Genomic DNA, 19906 nt, shown 5'->3' with positions numbered 1-19906 from the left:
CTCCCGGAGGCGGTGCCGTCGGAAGTTTTACGGCGTGTTGCCGTGTGTTTCGGCGATGTTTCAGATGGTCACCACTCAGTAACGGTTGATTAGCCGGGCGCGTCGGGCGCCAGATGCCGGGATACTCTGAAATATCCCTACGTGCTCGACGATGAGCGCGCAGTCAGAAGTACACGTCCTAGGAGGACACATAGTGAAGCGCAACAAGATCGCCCTTGCGGGCACCGCGCTGTTCGCGATCGGCGCCCTGGCGCTCGCGGGCTGCGCGAGCGGTGGTGGAAACGACTCCGACGGCGGCAGCGCCGCGGGCGAGGCGAACCCGGACGCCATCATCACCACGAACGGCTCGGAGCCGGAGAACCCGCTGATCCCGACCAACACCAACGAGGTCGGCGGCGGAAAGATCCTCGACGAGATCTTCGCAGGGCTCATCTACTACGACGCCGACGGCGAGCCCGTCAACGACGTCGCCGAGGAGATCACGACCGAGGACCCGCAGCACCTCACGGTCAAGATCAAGGAAGGCCTCACCTTCACCGACGGTGAAGAGGTCACCGCCGACAACTTCATCAAGGCGTGGAACGAGGGCGCGAAGCTCTCCAACGGCCACCTGTCGAGCTACTTCTTCGAGGACATCGAGGGCTTCAGCTACGACGAGGACTCCGAGCTCACGGGCCTGGAGCAGGTCGACGACTACACCTTCACGATCGCGTTGAACAAGCCGGCCTCCGACTTCGCTCTGCGTCTCGGCTACTCGGCGTTCTACCCGCTCCCGGACGTGGCCTTCGAGGACATGGACGCGTTCGGTCAGAACCCGATCGGCAACGGCCCGTACAAGATCGACGGCGACGACGCGTGGCAGCACGACGTGCAGATCGACCTCGTCCGCAACGACGACTACGAAGGCGGCCGCAAGGCAGCCAACGGCGGTCTGACGATCAAGTTCTACGCGACGCAGGAAGCGGCCTACGCCGACCTGCTCTCGAACGAGGTCGACGTCATCGACGCGATCCCGACGAACTCGCTGGCCGTCTTCACCGACGAGCTCGGCGACCGCGCCGTGAACCAGCCCTCGGCCGTGTTCCAGTCGTTCACCATCGGCCAGTTCCTCCCGCACTTCTCGGGCGAAGAGGGCAAGCTGCGTCGTCAGGCGCTCTCGATGGCGATCAACCGCGAAGAGATCACCGAGACCATCTTCTCGGGCTCGCGCACCCCGGCCGCCGACTTCACCTCGCCGGTCATCGCCGGCTGGTCGGACTCGGTCCCCGGTAGCGAGGTTCTCGACTTCAACCCGGAGAAGGCGAAGGAGCTGTGGGCCGAGGCCGACGCCATCTCGCCGTGGGAGGGTGACTTCAAGATCGCGTACAACGCCGACGGCGGGCACGACGCCTGGGTCGACGCGGTGAGCAACCAGATCAAGAACAACCTCGGCATCAGCGCCTCGGGCGACCCGTACCCCACCTTCCAGGACCTTCGCACGAAGATCAACGACCGCACCATCACCACGGCTGCGCGTTCGGGCTGGCAGGCGGACTACCCGGGTCTGTACAACTTCCTCGGACCGCTCTACGCCACGGGCGCCGGTTCCAACGACGGTGACTACTCGAACCCCGCGTTCGACGAGCTCATCTCGGCCGGCATCAGCAACCCCGACTCCGACGCGCAGATCGAGGACTTCACCAAGGCTCAGGAGGTCCTCTTCCAGGACCTGCCCGCCATCCCGCTGTGGTACTCCAACGTGACCGGTGGATTCAGCGAGAACGTCGACAACGTCACGTTCGGCTGGAACTCCGTCCCGCTGTACTACGAGATCACGAAGGCCGGCGAGTAAGATCTAACGGCACTTCACCTGTGAGGCGGTGACGATTTTCGTCACCGCCTCACAGGCTTGTGTTCGCACGGTCTTCTTACTCCCCCTTCAGAAGGGACAGCGGATGCTCGGTTACATCCTGAGACGTCTCCTGCAGGTGATCCCGGTCTTCTTCGGTGCCACCCTGCTCATCTACTTCCTGGTGTTCGCCATGCCCGGCGACCCGATCCTCGCCCTGTTCGGCGACAAGACCCCCAACCCGGCGGTCGTCGAGCAGCTGCGCGAGCAGTACCACCTGAACGATCCGTTCATCGTGCAGTACTGGTACTACATCACCGGTGTGTTCCAGGGTGACCTCGGCAACACGTTCTCGGGTCGGCCGGTCTCCGCCGTGCTCGCCGCGACGCTCCCGGTCACCGGTCGCCTCGCGGTCATGGCGATCGGCATCGAGTTCACGCTCGCGATCATCATCGGAACGGTCTCGGCGCTGCGCAAGGGCAAGATCTTCGACAACGTGTCGCTCATGGTCGCGCTCGTCGCGATCGCGATCCCGATCTTCGTCGTCGCCTTCCTCGCGCAGTACTTCCTCGCGATCAAGCTGGGGTGGTTCAAACCGACGGTCGGCGCCGACAACGACTGGGGCGGGCTCTGGCTCCCCGCCATCGTGCTCGGCTTCAGCCTGTACGCCGTGAGCATGCGCCTGATGAGAAGCTCCGTCATCGACACCCTCAACCAGGACTGGGTGCGCACCGCCTACAGCAAGGGCCTCTCGCGCGGTCGCGTGATCCCCGTGCACGTGCTGCGCAACTCGCTGATCCCCGTGATCACGAACTCCGCCACCAACTTCGGCGTGCTGCTCGTCGGCGCGACCGTCACCGAGGGCATCTTCAACGTGCCCGGCGTCGGAAACACCCTGTTCCAGGCCATCCAGCGCGGTGAGGGACCGACCGTGGTCTCGTTCGTCACCGTGTTCGTCATCCTGTACGTCCTGGTGAACCTGCTCATCGACCTGCTCTACGGTCTGCTCGACCCGAGGATCCGCTATGCCTGACCCCACGACCCAGAAGCACTACGTCGCCCCGGTCGAAACCGAGTCGATCGCGGTGGACGCTGTCCGCATCTCCGAGAAGCCCAGCAACCTGTGGCGCGACGCCTGGAGCGACCTGCGCCGTCGTCCGCTGTTCTGGTTCTCCGTCGTCCTCGGACTCGTGTTCCTGCTGATGGCGGTGTGGCCGACGCTGTTCACCGCCACCGCACCGGACTCCTGCGATCTGGCGAACAGCAACGGCGGCCCGGCTGCCGGGCACCCGCTCGGCTTCACGTTCCAGGGCTGCGACATCTACGCCCGCATCGCCTGGGGTGCGCAGACGTCTCTCGCGGTCGGCCTCATCGCGACCGTGATCTCGTCGTTCCTCGGCCTGATCATGGGCGCACTCGCCGGTTTCTACGGCGGGTGGCTCGACGGTCTGCTTTCGCGCATCGGTGACATCTTCTTCGCGATCCCGTACATCCTCGCGGCCGTCGTCGTCATGACGGTGTTCCGCGACTCGCGTTCGGTCTGGACGCTGGCGCTCGCGATCGGCGGGTTCGCCTGGGCCTCCACGGCCCGTGTCGTGCGAGCAGAAGTGCTGCGCGTGCGTCAGGCGGACTTCGTCGTGGCGTCGCAGGCTCTCGGCCAGTCGAAGTTCAAGATTCTGCTCAACCACGTCATCCCGAACGCGATCGCGCCGCTGCTCGTCGTCTCGACGCTCGGCCTCGCGGCGGCGATCGTGGCCGAGGCCACCCTGTCGTTCCTCGGTGTCGGTCTGGGCAGCGACGTGATGTCGTGGGGTAACGACATCAGTGATGCCCAGGCATCGCTCCGTGTCGCCCCGATGGCGCTCATCTATCCGTCGATCGCGCTGACCCTCGCGGTGCTCGCGTTCGTGACCCTGGGTGAGCTCATCCGAGACGCCCTCGACCCGAAGGCGAGGGCACGCCGATGAGCGAGCGCATCACCGATCAGGCGCCCCTGCTGAGCATCCGCGACCTCAAGGTCGCCTTCCGCACCCAGGAGGGTCTGCGCGAAGTGCTCCACGGCATCAGCTTCGACGTCTTCCCGGGCGAGACCGTCGCGATCGTGGGGGAGTCGGGTTCCGGCAAGTCCACGACCGCCACCGCGATCGTCAACCTGCTGCCCGGCACCGGCACGGTCACCGGCGGATCGATCACCCTCGAGGGTCGCGAGCTCACCACTCTGAGCCGCACGGCCATCGAGGGCGTGCGCGGCCGTGACATCGGATTCGTGCCGCAGGACCCGATGTCGAACCTCAACCCGGTGTGGAGCATCGGCTTCCAGGTGAAGGAGGCGATCCGCGCCAACGGCATCGCCCAGGGTCGCCAGGCCGTCAAGGCCCGCGCGATCGAGGTGCTGCAGCAGGCGGGTCTCGCCGACGCCGAGCGCCGTCTGCACCAGTTCCCGCACCAGTTCTCGGGTGGCATGCGCCAGCGCGCGCTGATCGGCATCGGCCTCGCGGCCGATCCGAAGCTCCTGATCGCCGACGAGCCGACCTCGGCCCTCGACGTGACGGTGCAGCGCGTGATCCTCGATCACATGGCTTCGCTGACGCGCGACAAGGGCACCTCGGTGCTGCTGATCACGCACGACCTCGGCCTCGCGGCCGAGCGCGCCGACAAGATCATCGTGATGAACGGCGGCAACATCGTCGAGGCGGGCCCCAGCCGGCAGATCCTCGAGGACCCGCAGCACCCGTACACGAAGCGCCTCGTCGCGGCGGCGCCCAGCGTCGCCTCGCAGCGCATCCAGGCGGTCGTGGAGGATCGGGGCATCGAGACCCTCGACGACCTCGCCGACATCCCGCCGACGGTGCGCGTGGCCGGGCTCACGAAGGACTACAAGATCCGTCAGGGCGGCTTCCGCAGCGAGGCCTTCCGTGCGGTCGACGACGTGTCGTTCGAGATCCCCAAGGGCAAGACGCTGGCTCTGGTCGGCGAGTCCGGCTCGGGCAAGTCCACCGTCGCGAAGATGGTGCTCAAGCTCGAGGAGCCCACCGCGGGAACCATCGAGATCGACGGTCAGGACGTGTCGAAGCTGTCGAACGCGCAGGCGTTCGGTCTGCGCCGCCGCATGCAGCCCGTGTTCCAGGACCCGTACGGCTCGCTCGACCCGCTGCGCAACATCGGCAACACCATCGCCGAGCCGCTGCAGATCCACGGCGTCGGCGATCGTGCCTCGCACCGCGAGCGCGTGGAGGAGCTGCTCGACCAGGTCGCCCTTCCGCGGGCCCTGGCGACGCGCTACCCGAACGAGCTCTCCGGCGGACAGCGGCAGCGCGTGGCGATCGCCCGTGCCCTCGCGCTCAAGCCCGACATCATCGTGCTCGACGAGGCCGTCTCGGCTCTCGACGTGCTCGTGCAGGACCAGGTGCTGCAGCTCCTGGCCGAACTGCAGTCGGAGCTCGGCCTGACCTACCTGTTCATCACCCACGACCTCGCGGTCGTGCGCGTGTCGAGCGACCTGGTGTGCGTCATGGAGAAGGGCCGGATCGTCGAGCAGGGCACCGTCGACGAGATCTTCGCCAACCCGCAGCAGGAGTACACGGATCGCCTGCTCCAGGCGATCCCCGGCGCGTCCATTCCGCTCGGCGGAAGCGGCGCGTGACCGCTGCCGACAAGCCCGAGGGCGTGCGGATGTTCCGCGCGTCCTCGGGCACGGCCGTGCTCGTGATCTCCGGCGCACTCGCGCTCTTCCTGCTCGGCGACACGGTCGTGCGGGGCAGCTGGACGCAGATGCTCCTGGTGGCGCCGTGGGTGCTGCTGGGCATGTGGGTCGTGTACGAGCTGAGCTTCGTGTCCATGGTGCGGGTCGACGACTCCGGTGTGGTCGTGCAGAACATGCTCCGGCGCACCTCGTTCGGCTGGGCCCGCGTCCGCGACGTGGACTTCCGCTGGCAGCTGGAGTTCTCCCTCGACGACGACTCGCGCGTCAGCGCCTACGGCGGACCCGCCCGCGCGCGTCCATCGCGTCGTGATGCGGCAGAGGGCGAAGCATCCAAGGCCCCGGCCGGGATCCGCGATCTCACCGAGATCCGCGACCGCTGGGACGCGGCGACCGGGGCGGATGCCCCGATCCGCCGCGAGTGGGACTCCCGTGCGCTTCTCGCCCTCGGCATCATCGTGCTGTGGGCGATCGGCGCCGTGCTGATCACGAACGCCGGTTGAACGCGGGCGCGGATCGCCGGGGCTTCTCGGGCGATCAGCCCGGGAGGCCGAAGAGCGCCGGCCACGTCGCCGCCGCCCACGGGTAGCCGACGAACACCGTCGCGTCGATCAGGAAGTGCGCGACGAGGAACGGCAGCAGGCGTCCGGTGCGCAGGAACAGCCAGCCGAACAGCAGCCCCATCGCGAGGTTGCCGATGAAGGCCCCGGGTCCCTGATAGAGGTGGTACGTCGCCCGGAGCACCGAGGTCGCGAAGATGATGGTCCAGGGCGACCATCCGAGCTGCTTGAGTCGGGCGAAGAGATAGCCGAGCACGACGAACTCCTCCTGCAACGACGCTCGTGCGGCGGCCAGGAGCAGGATCGGGATCGTCCACCAGTGGGCGTCGAGTCCGCCCGGGTTCACCGCGACGAACAGACCCAGTGCCCGGCCGACGACGTACAGGCCGAGACCGGGGACGCCGATCGCCAGCACGAGGAGTGCGCCCCGGCCGATGTCGACGCCGACGCGTGTGCCGTCGAGGCCGAGACGGGCGAGGTGCGGTCGACGGTGCTGCCAGAGCAGGAAGCAGACGAGCAGCACCGGTACGAGCGAGAAGCCGATCGACAGCACCTGGTAGATCAGGTCGAAGACCTCGCGGTCGCTGCGTGAGGGATTCAGCGTCGCGGTCTGATCGGCGAGCGGGGTGTCGTCCGTGAGCCGGTAGGCGAGCTGGACGATCGCGTAGATCGCCGACTGGCCGAGACCGAGCGCGAGCACGATCGCGATCTCCCACCACAGCCGCCGCGCCGAGGGCTCGGAGGTCGGTTCCGGGAGCGGTCGGTCTGCGTCTTCGTGCCTCACTTTTCCGATGGTACGGCCTCCGTTCAGCCGGGGGTCCTGCGCGTGCGTTATCCTGGAACGTCGGTTTCACGACTCCTCCCACTCCTCTTCTTAGGATTCCTGCATGGCTCACGCCCTCCGCTCTGACCTCCGCAACGTCGCCATCGTCGCTCACGTCGACCACGGCAAGACCACTCTTGTCGACGCGATGCTCCGCCAGACCGGCTCGTTCGGTGAGCACTCGCACGTCGAAGAGCGCGCGATGGACTCGAACGACCTCGAGCGCGAGAAGGGCATCACGATCCTCGCCAAGAACACGGCGATCACCTACAAGGGCAAGCACGCCGGCGGCAAGGAGATCACGATCAACGTGATCGACACCCCGGGTCACGCCGACTTCGGTGGCGAGGTCGAGCGCGGCCTGTCGATGGTCGACGGCGTCGTGCTGCTCGTCGACGCGAGCGAGGGCCCGCTCCCGCAGACCCGCTTCGTGCTGCGCAAGGCGCTCGAGGCCAAGCTCCCCGTCATCCTGCTGGTCAACAAGACCGACCGCCCCGACGCCCGCATCGCGGAGGTCGAGGAGGAGGCCCACGACCTGCTGCTGGGTCTGGCGTCCGACCTCGTCGACGACGTGCCTGACCTCGACGTCGACGCACTGCTCGACGTGCCGGTCGTCTACGCATCCGGTCGTGCCGGTGCGGCGTCGCAGAACCGTCCCGCCGACGGCTCGCTGCCCGACAACGACGACCTCGAGCCGCTCTTCGAGGCGATCCTCGAGCACGTCCCGGCTCCGTCCTACGACGACGAGGCGCCCCTGCAGGCGTGGGTCACGAACCTCGACTCCAGCCCCTTCCTCGGCCGCCTCGCGCTGCTGCGCGTCTTCAACGGCACGCTGAAGAAGGGTCAGACCGTCGCCTGGGTGCGCTCCGACGGCACCACCAGCAACGCCCGCATCACCGAGCTGCTGATGACCCGCGCGCTCGAGCGCTACCCGGCCGAGTCCGCGGGCCCGGGCGACATCGTCGCGATCGCGGGCTTCGAGAACATCACCATCGGCGAGACGATCGCCGACCCCGAGGACGTGCGCCCGCTCCCGGCGATCACGGTCGACGACCCCGCCATCTCGATGACGATCGGCACCAACACCTCGCCGCTGATGGGCAAGGTCAAGGGCCACAAGCTCACGGCGCGCATGGTCAAGGACCGTCTCGACAAGGAGCTCATCGGTAACGTCTCGCTCAAGGTCGTCGACATCGGGCGCCCGGATGCCTGGGAGGTCCAGGGCCGCGGTGAGCTCGCCCTCGCGATCCTCGTCGAGAACATGCGTCGCGAAGGCTTCGAGCTCACGGTCGGAAAGCCGCAGGTGGTCACGAAGAAGATCGACGGCAAGACCTACGAGCCCTTCGAGCACCTCACGATCGACACGCCGGAGGAGCACCTCGGCGCGATCACCCAGCTCCTCGCGAACCGCAAGGGTCGCATGGAGAACATGACCAACCACGGCACCGGTTGGGTGCGCATGGAGTTCATCGTCCCGTCGCGCGGCCTCATCGGCTTCCGCAGCGAGTTCCTCACCACGACCCGCGGCACCGGCATCGCGAACGCGATCTCGCACGGCTACGAGCCCTGGGCCGGATCCATCACGACTCGCCAGAACGGCTCGATCGTCGCCGACCGTCAGGGTGTCGTCACCCCGTTCGCCATGATCGCCCTGCAGGAGCGCATGTCGTTCTTCGTGCAGCCGACCGCCGAGGTCTACGAGGGTATGGTCATCGGCGAGAACTCGCGCGCCGACGACATGGACGTGAACATCACCAAGGAGAAGAAGCTCACCAACATGCGTGCGGCGAGCTCCGACTCGTTCGAGTCGATGACGCCCCCGCGTCAGTTGACGCTCGAGGAGAGCCTCGAGTTCGCGCGTGACGACGAATGCGTCGAGGTCACGCCGGAGGCCGTGCGCATCCGCAAGGTGAACCTCGACGCCAACACGCGTGCGCGCGAGACCGCTCGCCTCAAGCGTCAGGATGCCAACGCCTGAGTCCGAACAGGACCGATAAGAGGGCCTCGCTCCGCAGAAATGCGGCAGCGAGGCCCTTTTCTCATGAAAAGCCCAGGTGGGACCTATATTCCGTCCAGGCTCTGCGGAGGGTTCGTTCAGAAACATGACACAGAATCGATGACTTGCGTCCGATGAGTCGGCTCCCGATGAGCCGCCCTGTCCGCAGGTCCGGGCGCTCGACGACCCGAAAGTCGATTCTTTGCTTCACCTTCAGAACACCCGTGCTTCCCGGCGCGCCCTCGAGGCCGCCACCGCCCACTCCGCCGTCCGCTCACGTCGGCCGTTGCTGCTCCTCGGCACCGCCGTCGGTGCGATGCTCGGCATCACGCTGACCGCCGGACTCGTCGCGGGCCCGGCCTCCGGCGCCACCGAGACCGATGACGCATCGCCCTCGGCGACCACCGGCACCACCACGACCGTCGAGGCGTCGGACGACGTCGCGGCGACCGCGACCGCCGCGACCGATGCCATTGATGCCGCCGATAAGCTGTCCGCCGAGATCGACGCCGCAGGCTTCGACCTGAGCGGAGTCGTCCCCGCCGTCGAGACCGCGCAGTTGCAGAGCAATGTCGACACCCTCGACGGTCGGAAGGCCGTTCCGGCCATCGAGCTCACTCTCACCACGGTCATCGCCCAGCAGCACACCGAGAAGGTGATCGAGCAGACCGCGGCGCTCCAGTCGGCGTTCACCACGGCGCAGGAGAAGAAGGCGGCGGACGACGCGGCCGCCGCAGCCGCCGCGCAGGCGCAGGCAGAGGCCGAGGCGGCAGCTGCAGCGCTCGCCTCGTCGAACACCCCCGAGGGGGCCAAGGCGACCGCACGTGTCATGGCGGCCGACCAGTACGGCTGGGGAGAGGACCAGTTCTCCTGCCTGAGTTCGCTGTGGCAGAAGGAGTCGAGCTGGAACTACCAGGCCTACAACCCGAGCGGCGCGACCGGCATCCCGCAGGCGCTTCCCGGCAGCAAGATGGCCTCGGTGGGCAGCGACTGGCAGACCAATGCCGCGACCCAGATCGCCTGGGGTCTGGGATACATCTCGTCCGTGTACGGCACCCCGTGCAGCGCGTGGGGGCACTCGCAGGCGATGAACTGGTACTGAGCCCGCAGGCACCCGCGAACGCCCCCGGTAGACACCTTCTACCGGGGGCGTTCGAGCGCTATCGTGGCGAATGACGGCTGGGGCGTCGTCGAACGCGAGGAGAGCCCGTGGACACGGCCGGATGGGACCACGTCCCGCAGCAGGTCTCGACCGGGTCATTGCCCGGGTGGCGAGACGTCGAGCGGCTGGTCGGTGATGCGCACGCGCGCTTCGCCGGGGATTCCGACGGCATCGTCGCCGACTACATCCCCGTGCTCGCCGAAGTCGACCCCGAGCTCTTCGGGCTCGCCGTCATCGAGGTCGGCGGGGGAGTGCACGACGCGGGCGACGCGCAGCATCCGTTCTCGATCCAATCGATCTCGAAGATGTTCGTCTACGCCCTCGCCATCCAGGAGCACGGGCACGAGCGCGTCCGCGAGATCGTCGGGGTCAACAACACGGGGCTTCCCTTCAACTCGGTGATGGCGCTCGAGCTGAACGCCGGGCATCCCATGAACCCCATGGTCAACGCCGGCGCGATCGCCACCACCGCGCTCATGCCGGGGGAGACGTCCGCCGAGCAGTGGGAGCGCGTCCGTGAGGGTCTGTCGGCGTTCGCAGGTCGCGCTCTCGGACTCGGCGGCGTCGTCTACGCCTCCGAGGCGCGTACGAACGACCGCAACCGAGCGCTCGGGCGCCTGCTCACCAGCTATGGACGCCTCGAGGGCGACCCCGACGAGGTCGTCGACGTCTACACCCGCCAGTGCGCTCTCACGGTGACCGCGCACGATCTGGCGGTCATGGGGGCCACGCTGGCCGACGGCGGCGTCAACCCCATCACCGGGCAGCGGGTGGTGTCGGCCGAGGTGTGCCGTGACACGCTCGCCGTCGTCGCCGCCAGCGGCCTGTACGAGCGCTCGGGTGAATGGCTGTTCGAGATCGGACTCCCGGCCAAGTCCGGTGTCTCCGGGGGCATCGTCGCGGTCGCCCCCGGCAAGGGCGCCGTCGCGGGCTTCTCGCCGCGTCTCGACGATGCCGGCAACTCCGTGCGCTCGCAGCGCGCGATCGGCTACCTCTCCCGGGCCCTCGGGCTCAACCTGTTCGCGTCCGCACCCGCCGCTGCACCCGCCCCCGAGGAGTCCCGATGACCGAGTCCGCGCCGCAGACCGCATCCGTCGCCGTGAAGTCGTCCTGGCTCCCCATGATCAGCCTGTTCATGGCGCAGGTGCTGATGTCGTTCAACGTCGCCGCGCTCCCCATCTCGCTGGGTGGGATGGTGAGCGAGTTCGGCGTGCCGCCGACGGTCGCGAGCACCACGATCGTCATGTACGGGTTGGCCGTCGCGGCGCTCGTGATGACCGGTGCGAAGCTCGGTCAGCGCGTCGGATGGGTGCTGATCTTCCGCGTCGTGATCGCGCTGTTCGCGGCATCGTCGGTGCTCATGCTGATCGCACCGAGCATCGGATGGGCGATCGCGGGTCAGGCGGTGGCCGGTGCCGCGGCGGCGATCATCGTGCCCTCGATCGTCGCGCTCATCGCCGAGAACTACCGCGGCGCCCAGCAGGCGACGGCGATCGGCGCGATCGGTTCGGCGCGGGCGATCTCCGGCGTCACCGCGTTCCTCATCGGCGGCACTCTCGGCACTCTCGTCGGGTGGCGTCCGATGTTCTTCATCGTCCTCGGCATCGCCGTGCTCGTCTTCGCCTTCAGCTTCACGCTGCGCGGAGACCGCGGCGACCCCGGCATCCGCATCGATCTCGTCGCCTCGCTCCTCATCGGCGCGGCGATCGTGCTCCTCACCCTTGGCTTCAACAATCTCAACGGCTGGGGAGCGATCGAGGCGACGGAGGCGGCCCCGTTCGACATCCTGGGGCTCTCCCCGGCACCGCTCTTCATCGTGGCCGGCGTCGTGCTGGGGCAGGGGTTCTTCCTGTGGACGCGTCGGCGGATCGCCGAGGGACGTGTGCCGCTGATCGACCTCAGTATCCTGCGTTCCTCGAAGGAGCGCGCGGCGGTGTACGCCATGTTCATCGTGGTCGCACTCGAGGCGTGCGTGAACTTCACGATCCCGCTCTACATCCAGATCGTTCAGGGGAGGACTCCCTTCGACACCTCGATCGCGATGATGCCGTTCAACCTCACCGTGTTCATCACCGCGACCCTCGTCGTGCGGTTCTACAAGCGCTACCCGCCGCGTGTGATCGGCGTCTTCGGATTCCTGCTCACGACCGGCGCCCTCGTTTGGCTCTCGTTCGTCGTGAACAACAACTGGGAGACGCTGCCGACGATCCTCGGTCTGGTGGTGTTCGGGATCGGGCAGGGGGCGCTCGTGACCCTCGTCTTCAACGTGCTCGTCACCTCGGCGCCGTCGTCGCTCGCGGGTGACGTGGGATCGCTGCGGGGCACGACCCAGAACCTCGCGTCGGCGGTGGGGACGGCGGTCGCGGGTGCGCTGCTCGTCTCTCTGCTGGGGCTGAGCGTCGGGCGCGCGGTCGTGGAGCATCCGGAGCTGCCGCCGGCGCTCGTCGCGCAGGTCGATCTCGACAGCGTGAACTTCGTGAGCAACGACGACCTGCGCGTGGTGCTCGAGCGCACCGACGCGACGCCCGCCCAGGTCGACGCCGCCGTGGCCGTCAACGAGGAGTCCCGTCTGTCGACGCTGCGGCTGGGTCTGCTCGTGCTCGCCGGGATCAGCGCCCTGGCGATCCTCCCGGCCTCCCGACTGCCGCGATACAAGCCGGAGGAGATCCCGGATCCATCGCCCGTGGCGGCGTCGGACTGATCCTCAGCGCAGCTCGGAGATCAGCACGGCGCTCGTGCTCGGGGCCGTGGCCTCGAACACGTGCGGGGCGTCGCCCGGGTAGGTGAGGTAGTCGCCCGGGTTCAGCAGTGCGGCGGCCTCGGCGGGGCCGACCTTCGCCTGCCCCGAGATCAGCACCACGTGCTCGATGGTCCCGGGGTGGTGCGGATCGGAGCGTCGGGCCTCGCCCGGTTCGGCGGAGATCAGGTACAGGTCGCGCCGTGCGCCGGGCGGGGAAGCGGCCAGTAGGGTGGCGCTGTACGCGGCGGCCGAGGACGGGACGCCACTGAGATCCTCCCGGCGGATGAGCGTGGGCCCGCTCTGGGGCGGGTCGACGAAGACGGCGAACGGCACGTCGAGTGCGACGCCGAGCGCCCAGAGGGTTTCGACGCTCGGGTTCCCGGCTCCGCTCTCGAGCTGCGACACGGTGGCCTTCGAGACGCCGGCGCGCCGAGCGAGTTCCGAGACCGAGAGGGCTGCGGCTTCACGCTCCCGGCGCAGCGTGCGGGCGATGCGGGTGCGGAGATCCTCCATGCGTTCATCATGTCAAACGATCGTTCGCTTGACTAGTCGTCCTTGAATGTTCAGAATGATGGTCATGTGTTCATTGCAGCGAACGGTGCGCGAGGGGATCGCCCCGTGACCGCCGAGCGCGAGGTCTGGCGCGAGGCCCTCGGCGTCGTGCTGGCGACGAGCGCGTACGGCATCTCGTTCGGTGCCCTCGCCGTCGCGGCCGGGCTCGACGTCTGGCAGACCTGCGTGCTGAGCCTGCTCATGTTCACGGGAGGATCGCAGTTCGCCTTCGTCGGGGTCTTCGCGGCCGGCGGTGTCGCGGCGCTCCCCTCGGCGATCGCCTCAGCCGTCCTCCTCGGCGTGCGCAACGTCGCCTACGGCATGCGCATGTCGCCGGTCATCGGAGGAGGGCCCGCGACCCGTGCGCTGGCCGCCCACTTCACGATCGACGAATCGACGGCGGTGGCGATCGCCCAGCGCGATCCGCGCCTGCGCCGGGTCGGATTCTGGGTGACCGGCATCGGGATCTTCGTCGGCTGGAACATCACCACCCTCATCGGCGCCCTCGTCGGCAACGTGCTCGGCGATCCGAGGGACTGGGGGCTGGATGCCGCGGCGGCGGCCGCCTTCCTGGCGCTGCTGTGGCCGCGCCTGCAGCAACGCCAGGCGATCGCGGTCGGGATCGCCGCCGCCGTCGTCGCCGCGGCGCTCACGCCCTTCCTCCTCCCCGGTCTGCCGGTGCTCGTCGCGGCCCTCGTGGCCGTGATCGTCGGGTGGTTCAACTGGCTGGGGCGCCCGGCATCCGATGGCCGCGCAGCGGATGCCGATGAGAAGGGGGAATCATGACCCTGTGGAGTGCGATCCTGCTGGCGGCTCTCGTCTGCCTGTCGCTGAAGGCCGTCGGATACCTCGTGCCGCCGAAGGTGCTCGAGGCGCCCCGACCCGCGCGCATCTCCGACCTGCTGACCGTCGCCCTGCTCGCGGCGCTCGTCGCGGTGCAGACGCTGGGCGACGGTCAGGCGATCGTCGTCGATGCGCGCGTGCCCGCTCTGCTCGTCGCGGCGGGTCTGCTGTGGCTGCGGCAGTCCTTCCTCGTCGTGGTGTTCGCGGCGGCGCTCACCGCTGCCCTCCTGCGTCTGTTCGGACTCGCGGCCTGACCGCGCGTAGGATCGGAGGGTGGGCGTGAGTCGGTTGTCGAGAGTTCTGTCGTGGGTGGCCTCGGCCCTGGTCGGTGGCGTCTACGGTGTCGCCGGCACGATCGCGCACAGCCAGACCTGGGGTCCGATCCCGACCGGCATGATCGTCGGAGCGATCGCGTGCGCCGCGATCCTCGTCGCCATCCGCGTGCTTACCCACGACCGCGGCGCCGCCGTCGCGGCCGGCCTCGGGATGGTGGGCATGCTGCTCCTGATCTCCGGCCGGGGCCCCGGCGGATCCGTCGTCGTCGAGAACACGCTCGCGGGACAGATCTGGACGTACCTGATCGCCGCGATCGTTCTCGTCGTCATCGCGTGGCCGTCGTTCCGGTCGGTGCCCGTCGCCACGGAGGCGGAGAAGTAGACTGGAGCGGTGACGTATGTGATCGCCCTCCCGTGTGTCGATGTGAAGGACCGAGCCTGCATCGACGAATGCCCCGTCGACTGCATCTACGAAGGCGAGCGCTCCCTCTACATCCACCCGGACGAGTGCGTCGACTGCGGCGCCTGCGAGCCGGTGTGCCCCGTCGAGGCGATCTACTACGAAGACGACCTGCCCGACGAGTGGCAGGACTACTACAAGGCGAACGTCGAGTTCTTCGACGAGGTCGGCTCGCCCGGAGGCGCGGCCAAGGTCGGCGTCATCGCGCACGACCACCCGATCATCGCGGCCCTGCCGCCCCAGGGCGAGTAGGCCGGCGCCCGTGAGCGTCCGCGACCTCGCCGACTACCCCTGGGACGCCGTCGTCCCCTTCCGCGAGCGGGCGTCCGCGCACGCCGGCGGACTCGTCGACCTCTCCGTCGGGTCGCCCGTCGATCCCACGCCCGAGATCATCCGGCGCGCTCTCGCCGAGGCGACGGACGCGCACGCCTATCCGCAGACCGTCGGTACACCGGCACTGCGCGAGGCGATCGTCTCCTGGTACGCGCGTCGCCGCGGGGTCGATGACCTCACCGTCGCGAACGTGCTGCCTACGATCGGCTCGAAGGAGCTCGTGGCGCTCCTCCCGACCCTCCTCGGGCTGGGAGAGGGCGACATCGTCGTGCACCCCGAGATCGCCTACCCGACCTACGACGTCGGAGCACGCGTGGTCGGAGCGACGCCGCTTCCCGCCGATGACCCGGCGGACTGGCCCGAGGGCACCAAGCTGATCTGGATCAACACTCCGGGCAATCCCGACGGTCGCACCTGGACGGTCTCGGAGCTCGCCGCCGCGGTGCGCCGTGCGCGCGAGCTGGATGCCGTCATCGCGAGCGACGAGTGCTACGCGGAGCTCGGCTGGGACGGTGCCTGGGCGACCGAGGCGATCCCGTCGATCCTCGATCCGCGGGTGACCGGGGGGTCGCGGGCCAACCTGCTCAGCGTCTACTCGCTGAGCAAGCAGTCGAACCTCGCGGGCTACCGCGCCGCCTTCGTCGCCGGCTGCGCGCGCATCGTCGCCGACCTGCTCACCGCCCGCAAGCACCTGGGCCTCATGCCGCCCGAACCCGTGCAGCACGCCATGGCGGTGGCGCTCGGCGACGACGAGCACGTCGCCGCCCAGAAGGAGCTCTACCGCGAACGGCGGGAGCTGCTGCGTCCCGCCGTGGAGGCCGCCGGCTTCCGTCTCGACGGCTCGGAAGCCGGTCTCTACCTGTGGGTGACCGAGGGGCGTGACGCATGGGAGTCGATGGCTCGCCTCGCCGATCTCGGCATCCTGGCGGGTCCGGGTCCGTTCTACGGAGCAGCCGCCGCCTCGCACGTGCGTCTCGCGCTGACGGCGCCGACGGATCGCGTCGCGGAGGCGGCTCGACGCCTGCACGCCGCCGCTTCGTAGAGAATCTGTAGGTTTCCCCCTCCCAGCGCCGATCCGTTTGGCGGATGCGACAGTAGGCGTGCGGGCCTACTAGGCTGTAAAGGCGATTCGGTCGTGACCCGACCTGGCGCTGTGCGCCGTGCGATCGCCCGCTCCGATGAGATCAGGTTCCAAGGATGACCGATCTGCTCGGGGCGAGACGAGACAGACTACGGGCAGAAACCCCAAGGAGGTCCGCGTGAGTGCAGCGGCAGACCAGCAGGCCACGGCGAAGCTGACGATCGGTGACACGACCGCCGAGTTCCCCGTGCTGCAGGGCACGGCGGGCCACAACAGCATCGACTTCTCGACGCTGACCCGCCAGACCGGCTACACCGGGCTCGACTACGGGTTCGTCAACACGGCGTCGACGAAGTCCGACATCACCTTCATCGACGGCGAAAAGGGCATCCTGCGCTACCGCGGGTACCCGATCGAGCAGCTCGCCGGTCGCACCAGCTACCTCGAGGTCGCCTGGCTGCTCATCTACGGCGAGCTCCCCTCGGAGTCCGAGCTGGCCGAGTTCGACGAGAAGATCCGTCGCCACACGCTGCTGCACGAAGACCTCAAGCACTTCTTCTCGGCACTGCCGCACACGGCGCACCCGATGTCGGTGCTGTCCTCGGCCGTCGCCGCGCTCTCGACCTACTACGAGGGCCAGACCGACCCGCACAACCCCGAGCACGTCGAGATCAACACGATCCGCATGCTCGCGAAGCTCCCGGTGATCGCGGCCTACGCGCACAAGAAGAGCGTCGGTCAGGCCTTCCTCTACCCCGATAACTCGCTCGGCTTCGTCGAGAACTTCCTCAAGCTCAACTTCGGCGTCAACTCCGAGCCCTACGAGATCAACCCGGTCATGTCGAAGGCGCTCGAGCTCCTGCTGATCCTGCACGAGGACCACGAGCAGAACGCGTCGACCTCGACCGTGCGACTGGTCGGATCGACCGGGGCGAACCAGTTCGCGTCGGTGTCCGCCGGCATCCAGGCCCTTTCGGGGCCGCTGCACGGCGGGGCCAACGAGGCCGTTCTCACGATGCTCGGCCAGATCCGCGACTCGGGTCAGAGCGTCTCGCGCTTCGTCGAGCGGGTGAAGAACAAGGAAGAGGGCGTGAAGCTGATGGGCTTCGGGCACCGGGTCTACAAGAACTACGACCCGCGCGCCAAGCTCGTCAAGGACGCCGCCGACGAGGTCCTCGCCTCCCTCGGCGTCACCGACCCGCTGCTCGACCTCGCGAAGGAGCTCGAGGAGATCGCTCTCGCCGACGACTACTTCCGCGAGCGTCGTCTGTATCCGAACGTCGATTTCTACACCGGCGTGATCTACAAGGCGATGGGGTTCCCCACGCGCATGTTCACGGTGCTGTTCGCCATCGGCCGTCTGCCCGGCTGGCTCGCGCAGTGGCGCGAGCTGCAGCTCGACCCGCAGACCAAGATCGGTCGCCCGCAGCAGCTGTACACCGGGTCTCCGGAGCGTTCGTACCCGAACCGCTGACACGACGCCGATGCCCGTCGTCAGCGCCGAGGCTTTCGTTCCGGTCGATCCGGCGACGGCGTTCGCGGTGTCGCAGACGACCGGCGCGGTTCGCCGGCGCTGGGACGGGTTCATCAGTGAGCAGCATTTCCTCGACGGTGCGAAGAGCGCCGCGAAGGGCGTGCGTACCTTAACGCGCCAGCGGTTCGGTCTGTCGATGGTGAGCCGCTACGTGTCGTACGCTCCGCCGACGAACGTGGGAATGGTCATGGAGACCGGCCCCTGGTTCTTCGAGAAGCTGGGCGGTGGCTGGCGTTTCGTCGCCGCACCCGATGGGTCGGGCACGATCGCAACGTGGAAGTACAACTTCTCGTGCCGCCCGGCCTGGCTCGCGCCGGTGGCTGAACGCGTCGGCGCAGTGATCCTCGGTTTCGAGATCCGGCGGCGCCTCGCAGGGTTCGTCGCCGGATGCACGAACCCCGAGGTCATCCGTTCCGTGCGGAACGGGACCCCGGGGTCGTAGACGTGCGGATGCTGCGGGTCAGCGTCCCTGCGAACCGCGGCCGCCCTGGCGGGACTGTCCACCCTGACGACTCTGGCCGCCCTGGCGCGCGAAACCGCCGCCCTGGCTCTGGCCCTGACCGCCACCGGAGCGGGGGCGACGACGGCGTGCGGGCGGGTTCGCCGCGCCGCTGCGCTCGCCACCGGCGGGACGCTGCTTCGGAGCCTGACGCTGCGGAGCCTGCACAGGGGCGGGACGCACGTGCGGTGCGCGCTCCGGGACGAGCTCGGTCACGGCGCCGGCGGTGACGTCTTCGAGCGGGGCGACGATCGCGGCCTTGCGCAGCAGGTCCTTGACGTCGCGGCGCTGCTCGGGGAGCACGACCGTGACGACGGTACCGGCGGCACCGGCGCGGGCGGTGCGGCCCGAGCGGTGCAGGTACGCCTTGTGCTCCATGGGCGGGTCGACGTGCACGACCAGGTCGACGTTGTCGACGTGCACTCCGCGGGCTGCGACGTCGGTCGCGACCAGCACGCGCACGCCGCCGTCGGCGGGGTCCGACGAGAACGCGCCGAGGTTGCGCTCACGGGCGTTCTGCGAGAGGTTGCCGTGCAGGTCGACGGCGGGGATGCCCGCAGCGGTGAGCTGCTTGGCGAGCTTCTTCGCCTGGTGCTTGGTGCGGGTGAACAGGATGCGGCGACCGGTGCCGGACGCGAGGTCGCGCACGAGGGTCGTCTTGTTCTCGGTGGAATCGACGACGAGCACGCGGTGCGTCATCTCGCCCACGGGGACGCTCTCCTCGTCGACCTCGTGGCTGACGGGGTTCGAGAGGAAGCGGCGGGCGAGCGAATCGATGCCGCGGTCGAGCGTCGCGCTGAAGAGGAGACGCTGTCCGCCGGCCGGCGTCGCGGTGAGGATACGCGTGACGCCGGGCAGGAAGCCGAGGTCGGCCATGTGGTCGGCCTCGTCGAGTACGGCGACCTCGACCGCGCTGAGCCGAACGATCTGCTGCTTCATGAGGTCTTCGAGGCGGCCGGGGCACGCGACGACGATGTCGACGCCGCCGCGGAGCGCCTGCTCCTGTGGGCGCTGGCTGACGCCGCCGAAGACGGTGGTCACGCGCAGACCGGCGGCTTCGGCGAGGGGGGAGATCGTCGCGGCGATCTGCGTCGCGAGCTCACGGGTCGGGGCGAGCACCAGGCCGCGGGGGAGGCCCGCGCGGCGCTGCTTGCCGGACGCGGCGAGGCGGGCGACGAGGGGGAGCGCGAAGGCGATGGTCTTGCCACTGCCGGTGCGACCGCGACCGAGCAGGTCGCGGCCGGCGAGCGAGTCGGGGAGGGTGTCGCGCTGGATCGCGAAGGCTTCGGTCTTGCCGGAATCGGCGAGAACGGCGGCGAGTTCGGCGGGAACGCCGAGTTCGAGGAAAGTAGGCATGGATGACTCCGTCCGTACGCGAGAAGACACGCACGATAGTGGGCTGAGGTGGGCGACGGCGCTCGCAGGGGGCGTGCGCATCGGTTCGCCGTGCGAAAGGCCAGCAGAGCGCTGGTGATGGGAGCCGGGTGACTCGCTTCGGTCCTCAGAGACCCCGTGACGAC

At 68.6% G+C, this 19906-nt stretch carries 19 protein-coding genes; 16 read left to right on the top strand and 3 right to left on the bottom strand.

What is annotated here, in order from left to right; translation table 11 throughout:
* Positions 1-193 precede the first annotated feature (193 nt).
* From WFJ97_RS05055 to WFJ97_RS05035, 5 genes are all read left to right on the top strand, one after another.
* Complete coding sequence (locus WFJ97_RS05055) at positions 194-1831, top strand: peptide ABC transporter substrate-binding protein (protein WP_247622965.1); 1638 nt, start codon at positions 194-196, stop codon at positions 1829-1831.
* A gap of 103 nt (positions 1832-1934) precedes the next feature.
* Positions 1935-2861 (top strand): ABC transporter permease, encoded by a 927-nt coding sequence (locus WFJ97_RS05050; protein ID WP_247622964.1) that lies wholly within the window; start codon positions 1935-1937, stop codon positions 2859-2861.
* A complete protein-coding gene (locus WFJ97_RS05045; RefSeq protein ID WP_336640686.1) occupies positions 2854-3795 on the top strand; it encodes an ABC transporter permease in 942 nt (313 codons plus the stop codon). Before WFJ97_RS05050 ends, WFJ97_RS05045 begins: the two co-directional genes overlap by 8 nt.
* On the top strand, positions 3792-5471 hold the full coding sequence (locus WFJ97_RS05040) for a dipeptide ABC transporter ATP-binding protein (protein WP_247622962.1): 1680 nt from the start codon (positions 3792-3794) through the stop codon (positions 5469-5471). The genes WFJ97_RS05045 and WFJ97_RS05040 overlap by 4 nt, the downstream gene beginning before the upstream one ends.
* Positions 5468-6031 carry a PH domain-containing protein gene (locus WFJ97_RS05035; RefSeq protein ID WP_336640685.1) on the top strand — a complete coding sequence of 188 codons (564 nt, stop codon included), beginning with the start codon at positions 5468-5470 and terminating at the stop codon, positions 6029-6031. Before WFJ97_RS05040 ends, WFJ97_RS05035 begins: the two co-directional genes overlap by 4 nt.
* 34 nt (positions 6032-6065) lie before the next feature.
* Here the strand turns inward: WFJ97_RS05035 and WFJ97_RS05030 are convergent, their stop codons facing one another.
* Positions 6066-6872 carry a CPBP family intramembrane glutamic endopeptidase gene (locus tag WFJ97_RS05030; RefSeq protein ID WP_336640684.1) on the bottom strand — a complete coding sequence of 269 codons (807 nt, stop codon included), beginning with the start codon at positions 6870-6872 and terminating at the stop codon, positions 6066-6068.
* Positions 6873-6975: 103 nt separating this feature from the next.
* Between WFJ97_RS05030 and typA the strand changes: the two genes are divergently transcribed.
* The 4 genes from typA (at position 6976) to WFJ97_RS05010 (ending at position 12770) form a co-directional block, all read left to right on the top strand.
* Entirely contained in the window at positions 6976-8889 is a 1914-nt protein-coding gene (gene typA, locus WFJ97_RS05025; RefSeq protein WP_247622959.1) for a translational GTPase TypA, read from the top strand.
* A gap of 220 nt (positions 8890-9109) precedes the next feature.
* The gene (locus WFJ97_RS05020; RefSeq protein WP_336640683.1) at positions 9110-10009 is read left to right on the top strand and encodes a phospholipase; all 900 of its coding nucleotides are present in this window, start codon (positions 9110-9112) and stop codon (positions 10007-10009) included.
* Positions 10010-10116: 107 nt separating this feature from the next.
* Positions 10117-11136, top strand: a complete 1020-nt coding sequence (gene glsA, locus WFJ97_RS05015) for a glutaminase A (RefSeq protein ID WP_336640682.1) — start codon at positions 10117-10119, stop codon at positions 11134-11136.
* Positions 11133-12770: an MFS transporter gene (locus WFJ97_RS05010; RefSeq protein WP_336640681.1), complete on the top strand. Its 1638-nt coding sequence runs from the start codon at positions 11133-11135 to the stop codon at positions 12768-12770. The genes glsA and WFJ97_RS05010 overlap by 4 nt, the downstream gene beginning before the upstream one ends.
* 3 nt (positions 12771-12773) lie before the next feature.
* On the opposite strand, the gene WFJ97_RS05005 is transcribed toward WFJ97_RS05010, so the two are convergent.
* Positions 12774-13322, bottom strand: a complete 549-nt coding sequence (locus WFJ97_RS05005) for a helix-turn-helix domain-containing protein (RefSeq protein WP_336640680.1) — start codon at positions 13320-13322, stop codon at positions 12774-12776.
* Positions 13323-13427: 105 nt separating this feature from the next.
* On the opposite strand from WFJ97_RS05005, the gene WFJ97_RS05000 reads away from it, so the two are divergent.
* From WFJ97_RS05000 to WFJ97_RS04970, 7 genes are all read left to right on the top strand, one after another.
* Complete coding sequence (locus tag WFJ97_RS05000) at positions 13428-14147, top strand: AzlC family ABC transporter permease (protein WP_336640679.1); 720 nt, start codon at positions 13428-13430, stop codon at positions 14145-14147.
* A complete protein-coding gene (locus tag WFJ97_RS04995) occupies positions 14144-14458 on the top strand; it encodes an AzlD domain-containing protein (protein ID WP_247622953.1) in 315 nt (104 codons plus the stop codon). Before WFJ97_RS05000 ends, WFJ97_RS04995 begins: the two co-directional genes overlap by 4 nt.
* A 19-nt stretch (positions 14459-14477) precedes the next feature.
* Positions 14478-14861, top strand: coding sequence for a histidinol dehydrogenase (locus tag WFJ97_RS04990; protein WP_247622952.1), 384 nt, complete (start codon positions 14478-14480; stop codon positions 14859-14861).
* A gap of 9 nt (positions 14862-14870) precedes the next feature.
* Complete coding sequence (gene fdxA, locus WFJ97_RS04985) at positions 14871-15191, top strand: ferredoxin (RefSeq protein ID WP_042542002.1); 321 nt, start codon at positions 14871-14873, stop codon at positions 15189-15191.
* 10 nt (positions 15192-15201) lie between these two features.
* Entirely contained in the window at positions 15202-16314 is a 1113-nt protein-coding gene (gene dapC, locus WFJ97_RS04980) for a succinyldiaminopimelate transaminase (RefSeq protein ID WP_336640678.1), read from the top strand.
* Positions 16315-16531: 217 nt separating this feature from the next.
* Positions 16532-17827, top strand: coding sequence for a citrate synthase (locus WFJ97_RS04975; RefSeq protein ID WP_336640677.1), 1296 nt, complete (start codon positions 16532-16534; stop codon positions 17825-17827).
* Positions 17828-17837: 10 nt separating this feature from the next.
* Positions 17838-18329 (top strand): SRPBCC family protein, encoded by a 492-nt coding sequence (locus WFJ97_RS04970; protein ID WP_336640676.1) that lies wholly within the window; start codon positions 17838-17840, stop codon positions 18327-18329.
* 18 nt (positions 18330-18347) lie between these two features.
* On the opposite strand, the gene WFJ97_RS04965 is transcribed toward WFJ97_RS04970, so the two are convergent.
* Complete coding sequence (locus WFJ97_RS04965) at positions 18348-19742, bottom strand: DEAD/DEAH box helicase (RefSeq protein WP_336640675.1); 1395 nt, start codon at positions 19740-19742, stop codon at positions 18348-18350.
* Positions 19743-19906: the final 164 nt, after the last annotated feature.

Source organism: Microbacterium sp. USHLN272 (assembly GCF_037149655.1).
Taxonomy (GTDB): domain Bacteria; phylum Actinomycetota; class Actinomycetes; order Actinomycetales; family Microbacteriaceae; genus Microbacterium; species Microbacterium galbinum.
The sequence above is the reverse complement of the archived record's forward strand: the minus strand, read 5'-3'. Positions and strand labels throughout refer to the sequence as shown.